At 65.5% G+C, this 13,261-nt stretch carries 24 protein-coding genes; 23 read left to right on the top strand and 1 reads right to left on the bottom strand.

The annotated features are described in order from the left end of the window. Positions 1-28: 28 nt before the first annotated feature. From FNM00_RS00460 to FNM00_RS00540, 18 genes are all read left to right on the top strand, one after another. A complete protein-coding gene (locus FNM00_RS00460) occupies positions 29-910 on the top strand; it encodes a lambda-exonuclease family protein (protein ID WP_185972898.1) in 882 nt (293 codons plus the stop codon). Then, entirely contained in the window at positions 907-1,779 is an 873-nt protein-coding gene (locus FNM00_RS00465) for a recombinase RecT (protein WP_143911050.1), read from the top strand. Before FNM00_RS00460 ends, FNM00_RS00465 begins: the two co-directional genes overlap by 4 nt. Next, on the top strand, positions 1,776-1,904 hold the full coding sequence (locus tag FNM00_RS19365) for a hypothetical protein (protein WP_281281059.1): 129 nt from the start codon (positions 1,776-1,778) through the stop codon (positions 1,902-1,904). Before FNM00_RS00465 ends, FNM00_RS19365 begins: the two co-directional genes overlap by 4 nt. Positions 1,905-2,326: 422 nt before the next feature. Further along, positions 2,327-2,668 carry a hypothetical protein gene (locus FNM00_RS00470; RefSeq protein WP_143911051.1) on the top strand — a complete coding sequence of 114 codons (342 nt, stop codon included), beginning with the start codon at positions 2,327-2,329 and terminating at the stop codon, positions 2,666-2,668. Between the two features lie 588 nt (positions 2,669-3,256). Then, positions 3,257-3,487, top strand: a complete 231-nt coding sequence (locus tag FNM00_RS00475; protein ID WP_143911052.1) for a hypothetical protein — start codon at positions 3,257-3,259, stop codon at positions 3,485-3,487. Positions 3,488-3,555: 68 nt separating this feature from the next. Continuing rightward, positions 3,556-4,122, top strand: a complete 567-nt coding sequence (locus FNM00_RS00480) for a hypothetical protein (protein WP_143911053.1) — start codon at positions 3,556-3,558, stop codon at positions 4,120-4,122. After that, entirely contained in the window at positions 4,115-4,432 is a 318-nt protein-coding gene (locus tag FNM00_RS00485; RefSeq protein WP_143911054.1) for a hypothetical protein, read from the top strand. Before FNM00_RS00480 ends, FNM00_RS00485 begins: the two co-directional genes overlap by 8 nt. Then, the gene (locus FNM00_RS19485) at positions 4,429-4,947 is read left to right on the top strand and encodes an HNH endonuclease signature motif containing protein (RefSeq protein WP_143911055.1); all 519 of its coding nucleotides are present in this window, start codon (positions 4,429-4,431) and stop codon (positions 4,945-4,947) included. Before FNM00_RS00485 ends, FNM00_RS19485 begins: the two co-directional genes overlap by 4 nt. Continuing rightward, positions 4,944-5,141, top strand: a complete 198-nt coding sequence (locus FNM00_RS18945; protein ID WP_143911056.1) for a hypothetical protein — start codon at positions 4,944-4,946, stop codon at positions 5,139-5,141. The genes FNM00_RS19485 and FNM00_RS18945 overlap by 4 nt, the downstream gene beginning before the upstream one ends. A gap of 220 nt (positions 5,142-5,361) precedes the next feature. Further along, positions 5,362-5,769, top strand: a complete 408-nt coding sequence (locus FNM00_RS19490; RefSeq protein WP_425456790.1) for an HNH endonuclease — start codon at positions 5,362-5,364, stop codon at positions 5,767-5,769. Next, positions 5,766-5,948 carry a hypothetical protein gene (locus FNM00_RS00505; protein WP_143911058.1) on the top strand — a complete coding sequence of 61 codons (183 nt, stop codon included), beginning with the start codon at positions 5,766-5,768 and terminating at the stop codon, positions 5,946-5,948. The genes FNM00_RS19490 and FNM00_RS00505 overlap by 4 nt, the downstream gene beginning before the upstream one ends. Next, entirely contained in the window at positions 5,945-6,286 is a 342-nt protein-coding gene (locus FNM00_RS00510; RefSeq protein WP_143911059.1) for a hypothetical protein, read from the top strand. The genes FNM00_RS00505 and FNM00_RS00510 overlap by 4 nt, the downstream gene beginning before the upstream one ends. Then, entirely contained in the window at positions 6,283-6,522 is a 240-nt protein-coding gene (locus FNM00_RS00515; protein ID WP_143911060.1) for a hypothetical protein, read from the top strand. Before FNM00_RS00510 ends, FNM00_RS00515 begins: the two co-directional genes overlap by 4 nt. Next, a complete protein-coding gene (locus tag FNM00_RS00520) occupies positions 6,515-6,817 on the top strand; it encodes a hypothetical protein (protein ID WP_143911061.1) in 303 nt (100 codons plus the stop codon). The genes FNM00_RS00515 and FNM00_RS00520 overlap by 8 nt, the downstream gene beginning before the upstream one ends. A gap of 24 nt (positions 6,818-6,841) precedes the next feature. Further along, complete coding sequence (locus FNM00_RS00525; protein WP_143911062.1) at positions 6,842-7,282, top strand: hypothetical protein; 441 nt, start codon at positions 6,842-6,844, stop codon at positions 7,280-7,282. 252 nt (positions 7,283-7,534) lie between these two features. Continuing rightward, on the top strand, positions 7,535-7,795 hold the full coding sequence (locus tag FNM00_RS00530) for a hypothetical protein (RefSeq protein WP_143911063.1): 261 nt from the start codon (positions 7,535-7,537) through the stop codon (positions 7,793-7,795). A 150-nt stretch (positions 7,796-7,945) separates the two neighbouring features. Continuing rightward, a complete protein-coding gene (locus FNM00_RS00535) occupies positions 7,946-8,758 on the top strand; it encodes a hypothetical protein (protein ID WP_143911064.1) in 813 nt (270 codons plus the stop codon). A gap of 32 nt (positions 8,759-8,790) precedes the next feature. Continuing rightward, positions 8,791-9,420, top strand: coding sequence for a GIY-YIG nuclease family protein (locus tag FNM00_RS00540; protein WP_185972900.1), 630 nt, complete (start codon positions 8,791-8,793; stop codon positions 9,418-9,420). A 325-nt stretch (positions 9,421-9,745) separates the two neighbouring features. Here the strand turns inward: FNM00_RS00540 and FNM00_RS18685 are convergent, their stop codons facing one another. After that, the gene (locus tag FNM00_RS18685) at positions 9,746-9,919 is read right to left on the bottom strand and encodes a hypothetical protein (protein ID WP_185972901.1); all 174 of its coding nucleotides are present in this window, start codon (positions 9,917-9,919) and stop codon (positions 9,746-9,748) included. 38 nt (positions 9,920-9,957) lie between these two features. Between FNM00_RS18685 and FNM00_RS19495 the strand changes: the two genes are divergently transcribed. From FNM00_RS19495 to FNM00_RS00565, 5 genes are all read left to right on the top strand, one after another. Next, positions 9,958-10,260 (top strand): endonuclease domain-containing protein, encoded by a 303-nt coding sequence (locus FNM00_RS19495; protein WP_425456791.1) that lies wholly within the window; start codon positions 9,958-9,960, stop codon positions 10,258-10,260. Between the two features lie 224 nt (positions 10,261-10,484). Beyond that, positions 10,485-10,961 (top strand): HNH endonuclease, encoded by a 477-nt coding sequence (locus FNM00_RS00550; RefSeq protein WP_185972902.1) that lies wholly within the window; start codon positions 10,485-10,487, stop codon positions 10,959-10,961. A gap of 476 nt (positions 10,962-11,437) precedes the next feature. Further along, on the top strand, positions 11,438-11,581 hold the full coding sequence (locus FNM00_RS18950) for a hypothetical protein (RefSeq protein ID WP_221933528.1): 144 nt from the start codon (positions 11,438-11,440) through the stop codon (positions 11,579-11,581). Beyond that, positions 11,568-12,659, top strand: coding sequence for a terminase (locus FNM00_RS00560; protein WP_143911069.1), 1,092 nt, complete (start codon positions 11,568-11,570; stop codon positions 12,657-12,659). Before FNM00_RS18950 ends, FNM00_RS00560 begins: the two co-directional genes overlap by 14 nt. Next, on the top strand, positions 12,643-13,251 hold the full coding sequence (locus FNM00_RS00565; RefSeq protein WP_143911070.1) for a terminase: 609 nt from the start codon (positions 12,643-12,645) through the stop codon (positions 13,249-13,251). Before FNM00_RS00560 ends, FNM00_RS00565 begins: the two co-directional genes overlap by 17 nt. Positions 13,252-13,261 lie beyond the last annotated feature (10 nt).

The following is a 13,261-nucleotide window of genomic DNA, read 5'->3' on the forward strand; positions in this document are numbered from 1 at the left end:
CGGCGACGAGACCGAAAGGGAAGACGGCATGACGGGACCGCTGCCGGGCTCGCCTGAGCACCGCCGACTCGTCACCGCATCCAAGGCCGCCGCGATTCTCGGACTGTCGCCATGGCAGTCGCCGTACTCGCTGTGGTGCGAGATGAAGGGCTGGACCGAGCCCGACGAATCCAACATGCAGCAGCGACGCGGCCATTACCTGGAGCCCGCGATCCTCGCTTGGTGGCGCGACCAGCACGAAGGCCAGATTGACACATGGATCGAGCAGCAGTGGTACCCACACGAGGATTGGGCCGGCTGCACGATCGACGCCGGATGTTCGCTCAATCTCCCCGATCGCGAATACCAGGTCCTGGTCGAGGCCAAGTCCGCATCCGGCATGGACGAGTGGGGGGCGCCGGGCACCGACGAGATTCCGGCGTACTACCTCGCGCAGGTCTACTTCCAACTGGCGATTACCGGCGACGAGCGCTGCTACGTGCCCGTCATCGGCCCGTACCTGGAGTTCTCCGAGTACGTGGTAGAGGCAGATCAGGAAGCGCAGCAGGCGACCCTCGCAGCTTGCCGGAGGTTCTACGACTCCCTCAGTCAGGACGAGCCGCCGACCCTGGATGCGCACCCAGCGACGTATGCCACCGTGCGCAAGCTCCATCCCGACATCGAGGACGCGACCATCGATCTCGACCGGGACATCGCGCATGAGTACGTCGCCGCGTCACTCGACCTCAAGGCCGCGACTGAACGCGAGCGGGCCGCCAAGACCGTCGTACTCGACGCGATGGGCACAGCCAAGTCCGCCACCAGCGCCGGGACCAAGATCGCCCGCCGACAGGCATCCAAGCACGGCATCAGCCTCGTGCGCACCGCCAAGACCACCGACAACCTCGCCCCCATGGAGGACGCATCATGACCGAGATAGAACTGCACGCCGGAGGCAACGAGCTGGCGCAGCAGATGGACTACGCACGGGCAGTCAGCTCTGGCGATCTGCTGCCGCAGGCGTACCGGGGCAAGCCCGCGAACGTGCTCTTGGCGATAGGACTCGGGCAGTCGATGGGACTGTCGCCGGCCGAGTCCCTCTATCGCATCGACGTGATCCAAGGTAAGCCGACCGCCTCAGCCGAGTTGATCGCCGCGAACGTTCGCAAGGCCGGACACAAGCTCCGCGTCCGGGTCGACGACCAGGCCGTGTCCGCCACCGCCACGATTATCCGCGCTGACGACGAAGGCTACGAGCACACCGTCACCCGCGACCAGGCATGGGCGAAGCAGATGGGCCTGCTGAACAAGGACAACTACAAGAAGCAGCCCACCACCATGCTCCAGTGGCGAGCGATCACCGCCGTGGCCCGGCAGGCATGCCCCGAGGCGCTCTACGGCGTCGCCTACACCCCTGACGAGATGTTCGACCTCCGCGACGAGCGACCAACCCCCGCGGCCACCACGGGCCGCGACCGGCTCATGCAAGCCGCCGCCGAAGCGGTCCCCGAGCCCGAGCCAACGCCGGCCCAGTCGGTCGCCATGATGACCAAGGCCCAGCAGGGCAAGGTCTTCGCGCTCCTCGGTGAACTGGGAGTGGAGTCCGACGAGCAGCGGCGCGCCGGGGCATCGCAGGTACTCGGCCGCGACGTCACCTCGTTCACCACCATCACCAAAGCCGAGGCCGCTCGGCTCATCGACAGCCTCGAGCAGGCCGTCGGTACACAGCAGCCCTCGGAAGACGACGAAGTCGTCCAGGGAGAGCTCGTGGACGAGGAGACCGGCGAGGTCCAGGGATGACCACCCGCGCCATCGAGGACTACTGCCACCGGTGCCCGTTCAACCCGCCCGACATCTGCGCGTCATGCCCCGCGCGGGATGGCGTGATGGACGGGCAGATGACGATCGACGAGGAGGAGACGTGAGGCGCACATGCCAGCGCTGCGGAAGCACCCACAAGGGCCGTCACGACGACTGCCAGGCGTGCCGGATGCAGGACGACATCAACGCGCGGCTCGACGACCCCGAGATCGCATTGAGGGGTGGTGACTGGGTGCTCGATCGCGGCATCAGGAGATGGCGACCACGTGCGGCGATACCTGCACCGAGATCATCGCCGCCAAGACGTCAACGACAAGATGCTCCACACTCCACGAGCGCCCCGAGCAAGGGCGCTCTTTGCGTCTGCGGATGTCTGATTCTCCCGGGCGAGGACTGTCCTTCATGCCGAGCTTGGGCGCGCGACGACGAGCGGCGATGGGCTCGACATCACGATCACGGACCACTGATCGTCGGTCAAGCGCACGAAGATCAGGAGCACGAACGACCACGATTGGAGGCTGCGTGAATGCCATACCTGAACATCGACGACGGGTTCGCCGACCACCCGAAGGTCGATGACCTCAGCGACGGTGCGTTCCGACTCCACGTCGCGGCGCTCTGTGCGTGCGCTAAGGGGCAGACCGACGGCTTCATCAGGAGCCACAAGGTGCCCCGCCTGACGCACAGCTACCGGCCGACGCTCGTGGTCGAACTCGTGGAGGCGGGGCTCTGGCACGAAGCCGACGACGGGTGGGATATCCACGACTTCCTCGACTGGAACAAGCCGAAGTCCTGGTGGGACGAGAAGCGGGCCAGGGACGCCGAGCGCAAGGCCAAATGGCGCGAAAAGAAGGTCACCGACAGGTGATGTCACGCCGTGACGGACGCCGTGACGAGACGCGTGACGGACGCCGTGAGTCACAGGTGGAGTCACGCCGTCAGTCACAACGTCCGTCACGCTGCTCCAGACCAGACCAGACCAGACCAGAAGTACTTCTTCTTACGTCTTCTTGTTGGTCAATCACCTTGTCCCTAATCGTCACTTAAGTGACGCGCGAGACCCGATCGGAGGAACAACAGATGATCTCGCGTGACGAAGCGGACCGGATCGCTGACGCGATCCAGGCCCTCCGCCCCAACTGGAACCGACCTCAGCTCATGGCCGTCATGGGCGACGACCGCATCAGGCTCAGGCGACAACCCAAGGACGTCGCCGCAGCACTCTCGTGGCTCGCTCTCGACGCCGACACCAGGCAGCCCACGAGGCTGTTCGAGGCCGGCCCGTGGTGGGCGACGACCGACCCGCCAGGATCACCACCGAAGTACCGAGCCACCGACCCGACCGACTGCGCCATCTGTGGTCGACCTCGCGGTGGATGCCTCGACCGAGACCACGAGTACGAACCACAGCGCGCCCGAGGACAGGGCGTGCCACGATCGAAGGAGGAGGCATGACATGGACCGCGAGGCGATGTTGAGGTTCATGGCGCTTGTGCACGACATGGCGGCTGCCAAGCACCGGCTCAGCGCATCACTATGCCGAGCGCAAATCTCGGTTGAGCGCTTCGTCGCCGTGATGCGGGAAGCCGATCGGCACTGTTTCGCCGAGATGGTCCGTGAGCACCCGGACCTTGGGTACCTCGATGCGCAGCTGGATGGTTTCTACGTCGAGCCGCCCACCGCGTAAACCCACCCCCACCCCACGCCCCGAGCCACACCGGCCGGGGCGTTTGTCATGCACGAAAGGAACGACCCATGAACACTCACCGACCCCCCTGCATCAACGGCGAGCATTGCGGCGAGGCTGCGCACTGTCCGCCGCAGACCAACCCCGCCGAGGAGATCTTCCTCAAGCAGGCCGGCATCAGTGACGTGGCCGAGTTCAAGGCCGCCGGTATCCAATGCGCGATGTCGGGCCTCACGGCCGCGGACCTGACCCGTATCGCTGCCGCCCATGCTCGTGGCGATCTGGTGATCCCGGACGACCCCGAGGCCGCCCCCGACCTGTCCCTGATCCCGTCGTCACGGGAGGAGGCGCGCCCGGTCGAGGTGAACGGGGTGGTGGTCACGTGCTACCAGAAGGGTGGATGGCTCTGGCTCTTACTCGGGGGTGGTATCCATGTCTATCGCCATGTCTGGGCCGACAGCGTCACCTCCGTCCGCCCCGTGACCATCCTGGCCGACGATCAGGTGGCGGTGTCGAGGGAGCTGATCGAGCGGGCGAAGGCGTGGACCGAGGGGACCTCGTGGTCCGACCGGGGACCGATCTACGAGATCCTCCGCTACCTCGCCGCGGTGGATCGGGGTGAGGATCATGGCTGAGGCCTGGGCCGACCGCCATGGTGACCTGTGGACCCTGGGTGATGACGGCTTGCTGCACACGCCGGAGACGGCACCGTTCACGCGGGAGCATGTCGAGAAGAAGTGGGGACCACTGCGGCCGACCACCTCCGACCCCACGGGGCCTGACGACCGGGGGTACCAGGTCGTCGTGTCGGCCTTCGGGCTCGATGGCGCTGCGGAGAACCGACTGTTCGATCGTGTCGCGAACGCAGCCCATGCATGGGACGAGCAGGTCACCGTGCATGCCCGCACCTCGCGCCCGGTCATGGTGAGCGAGGAACAGTCATGACTTGCTCCGCTGCGGGATGTGATCGCAAGGCGTACTGCCGAGGTCTCTGTGACCCGCACTATCGCCAAGCCCTCAGGAATAACGAGCTTGCGAGGGTAGTCCGTACCGTCGCGCCTTGTGCGGTTGACGGCTGCGACAAACCTTCGCGCCGACGCGGGTGGTGTGAGACTCACGCTCGACGCTGGTACGAGCACGGCCATGTCGAGGACACGCGTCGTCCACCCACATTCGGAGAGACGGCGCTGGAGGTCTTCGAGAAGCAGGTTGATCGGACCGAGACCTGCTGGCAATGGACCGGAAACGTAACCGGGCGCTATGGGCGACTGAGCTTCAAGGGTGCCGACACCCAGGCTCATCGCTGGTCCTACGAGCACTTTGTCGGCCCGATCCCCGATGGCTTGGAGATTGACCACACCTGCGAGAACACGCGTTGCGTCAACCCGGGCCACCTTGAGCCGGTCACGGGGCGCGAGAACGTGCGCCGCTACCACGAACGAAAGCGAGCAAGAGCATGAATATCAGCGAGGAAGCGATCGAGGCGGCAGCGCAGGCGATCTACGAGGCGCACGAATTCCCTCTGCACACCCAAAAGTCGTGGTCGGAGATGGCGCAGTCCTCGGACCGTGCCAATCGCTACCGAGTGGCACGTGACCGGGACTACGCACGCGCTGCCATCACCGCCGCCCTCCCATACCTCCAGAGAGCCTGAAATGACAGCGATTTCTGATAGAATCGAAACGGCTCCGAAGGGCGCGCCAACGCCACTCCGGAGCCTGACCCACACGGATCGACTACACCGATCGGAGGGCTCCATGCAGCCTACCCTGACGACCTCTGACGTTGAACGCTTCTGGCGGCAGGTTGACCGAACCGAGTCATGTTGGCACTGGACCGGCACGATCAACCCAGATGGATACGGCCGGATCGGCATGAAGATCGATGGTCGCTGGCGGACACTCGCTGCACATCGAGTCTCGTTGCTGATCGCTGGTGTCGAATTGATCCCCGGCAGGGTTGTCGATCACATCTGTCGAGTGCGCCGGTGCGTGAATCCGGAACACCTTCGTCAGTTGACTAATCGAGACAACATCTTGGCCGGAGTAGGCGCGACGGCCATCAATGCTCGGAAGACGCATTGCAAGCGCGGTCACGAGTACACGCCAGAGAACACCTATCAAGGAAATCGCGGCCGTGAGTGCCGCGAGTGCAGGGCGAACCGGATCAAGGCGCGCAGCCGACTGCGCCGACCATGTCCGGAGTGCGGGGTCGAAATCAGCGCGAACCACATGTCCAAGCACATAAAGCTGATTCACGGAAAGTCGAGGGTCGGGTCATGACTGAAAACCTCCCGCATCTATCCAGCGGCCAGAGCGAGGCGGACATCCGGGCCGAGGCGCTGCGAGAGGCGGCCAAGACCTTGAGCCACTGGTTCCAGGCCGACAGTGTTCCCGCGCCGATGGTCAAGCAGAAGCTCTATGACCTCGCCGCCATTGCCGAACGGGGTGACGTCCAGTGATCAGCATCGACATCGAGAAGCTGCGGCAGATCGCGGAGGAGCCCATCTACGGCGGCATCGGTCGAGAGCAGCTGACCGCGCTGCTCGGCGAGGTCGCCTACCTCCGCCGAGTTCTCGGCCTCCGCACCGAGGCGCTGAACCGGGTGGTCGCCCAGCTGGACGAGCTGCGCGGGGTGGTCGAGCGGCTCATGTTCCTGATCGAGCGCGAAGACCATGAGGCGTGGAAGGCGGAGATTCTAGAGCCTGGCCGTGACTCGCGGCTCACGAGTGACGCCAGAAAAGTTCTCGCCGCCCTCCTCCCCGACACCCCCACTACCGACGAACGGAGCACGACATGAGCGGCTACGTGGTCGCCTTCCACCCCGACTTCACGATGATCGTGGAGGCGATCGGTCCGTACCGATCACGCGAGCGGGCCGAGCAGTCGTGTGAACGACTGACCGCTGCCATCGACAGCTACGGACCAGCCGAGAACATGCCATCGCGGACCCCGCATGTCGTGATGCTGATGACCGAGCAAGAGGCGATCAGCGAGTACGGAATCGACGACGAGGAGGTGAAGTCCGATGGCTGAGGTGCGCAGCGTCAAGAGTCACGACATCAGTCGACTCGAAATCGCCATCCGTGAGATTCGCGCCTACGGGGTTGGCCAGACGGATCGGATCGAGCACGACCTCGACAGGCTCCGCGCTCACCGGCGGGCCACCGTGGCATTCGCGGAGCGGATGAAGCTCGGATCGGCCCTCGCCGACCACGCCGAGTCGGTTATCGGCTGGCTGATCGAGAACGGCTGGACGCCACCACCGGACACGTTCCTGATGGACGAACCCACCGAGGTTGAGGTTGATGAGGACGAGGCCGATGGCTGAGGACAACTTCATCAGGGAGACGCGATGACCGGGCAGGAGTACACGCCGACCGAGCGGACCTACGGGCACGGATCGATCACTCTCACGCATTACCCGAGCAGCGGACGAGTCGGCGTTGTCCAGCGCGGCACCAACGCCGTGATGGACGTATACGAACTGATGCAGTTTCTTCGGGAGTCTGGGGTCCTGGCCGCCCACGACGAGCAGATCAGGGCCGAGACCAAGCGGGCCGAGCGGAAGAGGTTTCGCGCTACCCGAGAGACCTTGGAGAGCCTGAATCGCAACCTTGAGCGGGAGGTGAAGAATCTGCGACCCGAGATCGCGGCACTGCGGAACATGGCCGAGGCGCGTGATCTTCACGTCACAGGCTGGCCCGCCGCCTACGACTGGATGCACGTCGAGTCCGGCAGGGTGCCACGGATGTCGTGCGTGTCCGTCGCCGAGCCGATCGAGGAGCAGGCATGACCACCATCGCGATCGTCATCCTCGCCGCCATCATCGCCGGCACACTCGGTGGACTCGTCGGCATCGGCATCCTGCGCGTCATCGCGTGGGTCATCTACGAGAGGAAGCCATGAGCGACGAACTGCTGAATCGACCGCCTGGTCAATGTCGCTGCAACGCCTGCACCAACCCTGAACCGCCCCGGAAACCGACCGGGGCGGTTCGGCGTTCCGGGGGCGATGGGCCTGGGGATCGACTGGGGAGGTGGGGGCGATGACGCCACTCGAAGAGCTACACGAGGCCATCGTGAAGTTCGCCCGCGAGACGAGCGACTGCGAAGAGGGCTGCTCGGTGATCGTGCCGACGGCGGTCGTCACCTGGGAAGAGCTTCACTTCGCTGACGGCGACCAGGCCAACCGATTCCGGTACTCACAGACCGGCGACTCGATCTCCATGTCAAGTGCGATCGGGCTTCTCGACCTCGGCAAGTCGAAGGTCACCGACGACATCTTGGGCGGCGATGACGATGAGTGACGTCGAGGTGATCGTCGCGTACTGGGGCGGCCGGCATCGCGTGGAGTGCCCGCGGCATCCGAACCGACTTGTGGGGTCGGCGAATACGCGGCAAGGGGCTGAGCAGATCAAGGAGCAGCACGAGATGGAGTGTCGACCAGAGGAGGACGCATGACGGAAGTAAACATCTGCCAGGCGGTGATGTGCGACCGACCAGTGCACGATGGCTGGTACGTCTGCAAGCCGTGCGGCGACAAGTTCGAGCGCGAGGTGCTCGCCGAGATCGAGTGGCTCATGGAGGACATCGAGAACGTCGTCACCGGACAGACTCGATACGTCACCCAGTCAGCGAGCAAGTCGGCCGAGACGCCCCTCGTCGTCAACCTGACGGCCAGTGACGCCCGTGATGCGCTGACCATTGCGCTCGACTCGGCGGCCAGGATGATCGCCGAGGAGAACTCCTGGGAGATCGACTGGTCCGATGCGAGAGGTGCCGCCAGGATGCTCATTCGTCGCATCTCGGCGATCAGACTCCACCCAGCCGGCGGCCAGATCCTCGACGAGATCGGCCGCTACTTCGCGGGAGCCGTGTGGGTCTGTGACCGACCGGCAGCCAAGCAGTACCTCGGCGACTGCAACGACCTGTGGCAGCAGGACGTCATGTGCCCTGGGAAGGTCTACGCGCGCCAGGGACGGCACGAGGCGCGCTGCGATACCTGCGGGTCCGAGTGGGAGGCCGAGAAGCTGCGAGAGCGGAAGCTGGCCGAGCTCGACGGCATGTGGTGCACGGCGTCGGAGATCGCACAGCTCGTGACTTACCTCGGCCTTCCGTTCGATCGCAAGAAGGTGCGCAAGCGCATCAACCAGTGGTCACATCGCGAGCAGATCGAGTCACGCGTGGACTGGCGCGAGGGCGAGACGAGGTACAAGTTCGGAGAGGTCCACGTTCGACTCCTCCAAGACGTGAACGACGCGGTGGCGTGATGGGGAACAAGCACACGCGTGCCAATAGGTCGATGAGCACGAAGGACCGCGTGAGAGTCCACAACAAGGGACTCGCTCACAACCAGGCTCGCAATGGCGATCTGTGGCTGACGAGGACGTGTCAGCTTCCCAACTGTGACGAGCGAGCGATCCGTGACCGAGACGGCGATTCCCTTGGTGTCTGCTTCGATCACGGGATCGCCATCTGGGACTACCTGGATGAGCACCGTGCGACCGACATCCTCGAAGAGATGCGCATGCTGCGGAGGCTCAGGGCGGCGCAGGACGCCGAAGATGAGCGGCGTCGAGTCGAGAGCATCAGGCAGGCTCCGGGCTGGATCTACTACGTGCTGGTCGGAGACCGCGTGAAGATCGGATACTCGGTAGATGTCAAGAGGAGGCTCAGGGCATACCCGCCCGACTCGCCACTCCTGGCCGTGCATCCGGGCACGAAGCAGCTTGAGTCCGAGATGCACGAGAAGTTCGCCGGGAGTCGTGCGGCAGGGCGCGAATGGTTCCTCGACACCCCGGAGATGCGTCAGCACATCGCGGAGGTGGTCAGTCAATTCGGAGAGCCTGACCGGGCCAGGCTCGAGCACCGAGGACGAGGGCCGAGTATGCAGCGCGCGAAGCCGACCAGCCGTGGCTATCGGTGGTCCTAGGTGACACGCGTTGACTGACGCTTGCAAGCGGTAGCGGCGTCTGTCACCATAGAAACGCAGCGGATGCTGCATCCCAAAAACCCGGCCAGCGAGCCGGGTTTCGTCATTTCACAACAACCTCCCCCGCTTGCCGCGTGCAGCGCACTGGGGATGGCGGGAGCACCGGAGACGTCCGGCACGCACCGTCACGCCGAGCCCCGGCGGCGGGTCATCTGGCCGGGGCGCTGCCGTGTCACCACGGCGAGTCCTCATCGTCTGCCCGTGGGTGGCGAGCGGATCTACCTCGGACGGCCTCAGGCCCACGCCGGGGGACACGGGCATGACTTCAGGAGTCGGGCTGCTGCCAGTGGAGTTCTGGCTCACCGGTGCACACGAGGTGACTGCCCATGGGCTGCCAGTTGCCGGCCCAGTCCTGCACCTGGAGCCGACGCCTGACCAGTGGGGCGTTGCAGGCGGTGCAGGTCAGCTCGGTGGGCGAGTCGGTGTGTCGCGTGTCCATCACCTCAGGCTAGGCCAAGGCGGTGACACCGGATGGCGATGCGGGTGTGTGCGGAGTCGGGGTGTCCTGCCCTGACTACCACCACCCGCTGCCCTGTCCATACCCGGAAGCGGGACAGGGCGAGGGGCACGAGTACCGAGCGGGGGTACGGCTCGGACCATCGGCGGCTGCGCACTGAACTGCTGCCCGCGGCGCTTGGCAAGCCGTGCCACTTCTGCGGAGAGCCGATGCTCGCTGGACAGTCGCTCGCTCTCGACCACACCGAGGACCGATCCGGTTACCGAGGCATCGTCCACCTGTCGTGCAACGCCGCCGATGGTGGGCGTCGAAGCCACAACTGAACATCGAAACGAAGGGACCCCGCGAGGCTGCAACCTCCGGGGTCCTGGTCATTCCCAAGGAGGGGAACGACATGGCCCAGCGTACATGCGCCCACTGCGACGGACCGCTACCCGACACGGCAGCCACCGGCCGCCCCCGCAAGTATTGCACCCGCCAGTGCCTCAGGGCAGCCACTCGGGACAGCCCGACCAAGACCTGCACGCACCCTGGATGCGAGCGCGCCATGCGGGCGAAGGGCCTGTGCTCGACGCACTACAACCAGCGCTACATCCCCGACAGGCACCCCCGAGTGGAGGTGCCGTGCACGGTGTGCGGGGCGACTGTGGTCAGGGCACGCGACTCCCGTCGACTGCCTACGTGCTCGGTCACCTGCCGGACCCTGTTGCAGCACGGCGTCCTGTCCGGGGTCGACCACTATGACTGGGCATGTGATGCCCAACGTCGAGCACTGCGCCTCGGTGCGACAACTGCGCACCGAGTGGAGCGCGATGACATCCTCAAGGGCGATGGCTGGCGCTGCTACCTATGCCACATCGACACGCGTATCGCGACCTCGCCCTTCGACCCGCGCAGTGCGACTGTTGATCACGTCGTGCCGATCAGCAAGGGCGGTCAGCATGTCCGCGAGAACCTGCGCTGCTGCTGCCTGGGGTGCAACTCATCGAAGCAGGCCCTCCTGATCGATGAGCTGACGGCCTGACCCCAGGGGGTGGCCCCTCCCCGGGCCGCGCCTCTCCGACCGCCGGGGAGGGCTCTAAAAGGTGCGGAGGGTCAAAACATCCGTCGGCCGGCGCGATGCCGGTCGACCTGCCCGATGCGGCGCGATGCCGCTGAGGAGTGATCAACATGGCTCGTGGGGGACATAACCGTTCTGGGCCGCAGCCCCAGGAAGGCTCGGCCCGCAGTGATTCGCGGGGATACTCGCTGACCGCACTGCCGGCCGAGGGGTATCAGGGTGCGATTCCGAGATACCCCCTGCCGGACGCAAACGAGCGCGAGATCGAGGTCTGGGAGCAGGCTTGGCGGACACCTCAGGCCTGCGCCTGGTCGATGCCGTCGGAACGGTGGCGGATCTCGACGGTCGCCATGTGGGTGCGGGTCAAGGTTGAGTGCGAGGACCCAAAGGTTCCGCCGACCCGACTCGGCCAGCTCCACCGCTTCGCTGACCAGATCGGCATGACCACCGCCGGCCTCGCTGAGATGGGCTGGAAGGTCGCCGTCGACGAGCTCAGCGAGCGCCGCAACAGCAAGCCGGCTGACGACACAGAGGCCGAGGAGCCGCCGCAGCGTCGGATGCGCGACACCGATGCACAGTCATGACATCGGCGCCCTTCCCTCGGATTTCAAGACTCTCGGCGACCTGTGGTCGGCGTGGATGGAGCGGCACTGCCGAGTCCCTGACCGGCACGAGCGCGGCAAGGCGTTCCGCGAGTACGACTGGCAGTTTTGGAACACCGCGCACCACGGCCAGGTCCGCCCTGAGGCGACCTTCGACCCTGCTGAGCCGCCGCTGAATCAGGCGTTCGTCTTCCGGCGGTCGCAGGTGATCGCGCCGCAGAAGATGGGCAAGGGCCCCTGGACCGCCGCCCGCATCTGCTGTGCCGCTGTCGGTCCGTCCGAGTTTGCTGGCTGGGCCGTCGACGGCGACGAGTACCACTGCGAGGACAACGGCTGTTCGTGCGGCTGGGTCTACCGATACCTGCCGGGCGAGCCGCTGGGGATGCGCCACCCGTCGCCGCTGATCCAGATCATGGCGACGTCGGACGATCAGGTGGCGAACATCTGGCGACCACTCGTCTCGATGATCAGCCTCGGCCCACTCAGGGAGCTGCTGCTCCCCCGCGGCGAGTTCATCCGCATCGTCGGAACCTCCGGCGACAAGGACATGGACCGCATCGACCGCGTGACGGCCTCGGCGAAGTCTCGACTCGGCGCCCCGATCAACGAGGCGTTCTTCGATGAGACCGGCCTCTACACGGCGAGCAACAAGCTCATCGAGGTCTGGCAGACGATGCGCCGCGGCGCCGCCGCGATGGGCGGTCGGTCGATGGAGACGACGAACGCGTTCGACCCCGCGGAAGCCTCGGCCGCGCAGATGACTCAGGAGTCACAGCGCCCGGACATCTTCCGGTTCTGGCGCGACCCCGATGCGGCACTGAAGCGCCCCGACGGTAAGCCCCTGAGCTTCAAGAACTCCCGCGAGCGCCGTCGCATCCTCGAGCACGTCTATGCCGGCGCGGACCACATCAACATCGACTCGATCGACGCCGAGGCGCTCGAGCTGATGGAGACCGACCCGGCCCAAGCTGAACGGTTCTTCGGCAACCGCCTGGTCCGCGGCTCGGGAACATGGCTTCCCCCGGGGCTATGGGAGGGCGCTTATGGAATGGCTGCCTGAGCCCGACGCTGGCACCCCGATCTGCCTCGGATTTGACGGCAGTGACGTTTCGGACTGGACCGTGCTCAGTGCGGAGACTTGCGACGGCTTCTCTTTCACGCCGCGATACGGGCCCGACCGGCGCCCGACGATCTGGATACCCGACGAGTGGGGCGGCACGGTACCTCGGAAACAGGTCTCGATCGCCGTCGATGAGATCCACGACCGGTTCGAGGTCGCGCGCGGCTACTACGACACTCCCCGATGGGAGACCGACGTCGACATCTGGGCGGGCAAGCACGGCGAAGAGTGTGTGATCGCCTGGCCGACCTACCGGGTGAAGCCGATGCATGAAGCGCTGGAGCGTTTCTACACCGACCTCTCCACGGGGCGCATTCGGCACGACGGGTGCCCACTGACGAACCTGGCGATGGCCAACGCTCGCAAGATCGCCAAGTCATCCGATCGGTACATCCTCGGAAAGCCGTCCCAGCACCAAAAGATCGACCCTGCAATGACCAGGGTCCTCGCCCACGAAGCCGCCGCCGACGCACGAGCCGCCGGCTGGGGCGACGAGGAAGACGACGGCCCCAGCATCTTCTTCCTGCCCTGACGATCAAAGG

Source organism: Aeromicrobium piscarium, assembly GCF_007421815.1.
GTDB classification, from domain to species: domain Bacteria; phylum Actinomycetota; class Actinomycetes; order Propionibacteriales; family Nocardioidaceae; genus Aeromicrobium; species Aeromicrobium piscarium.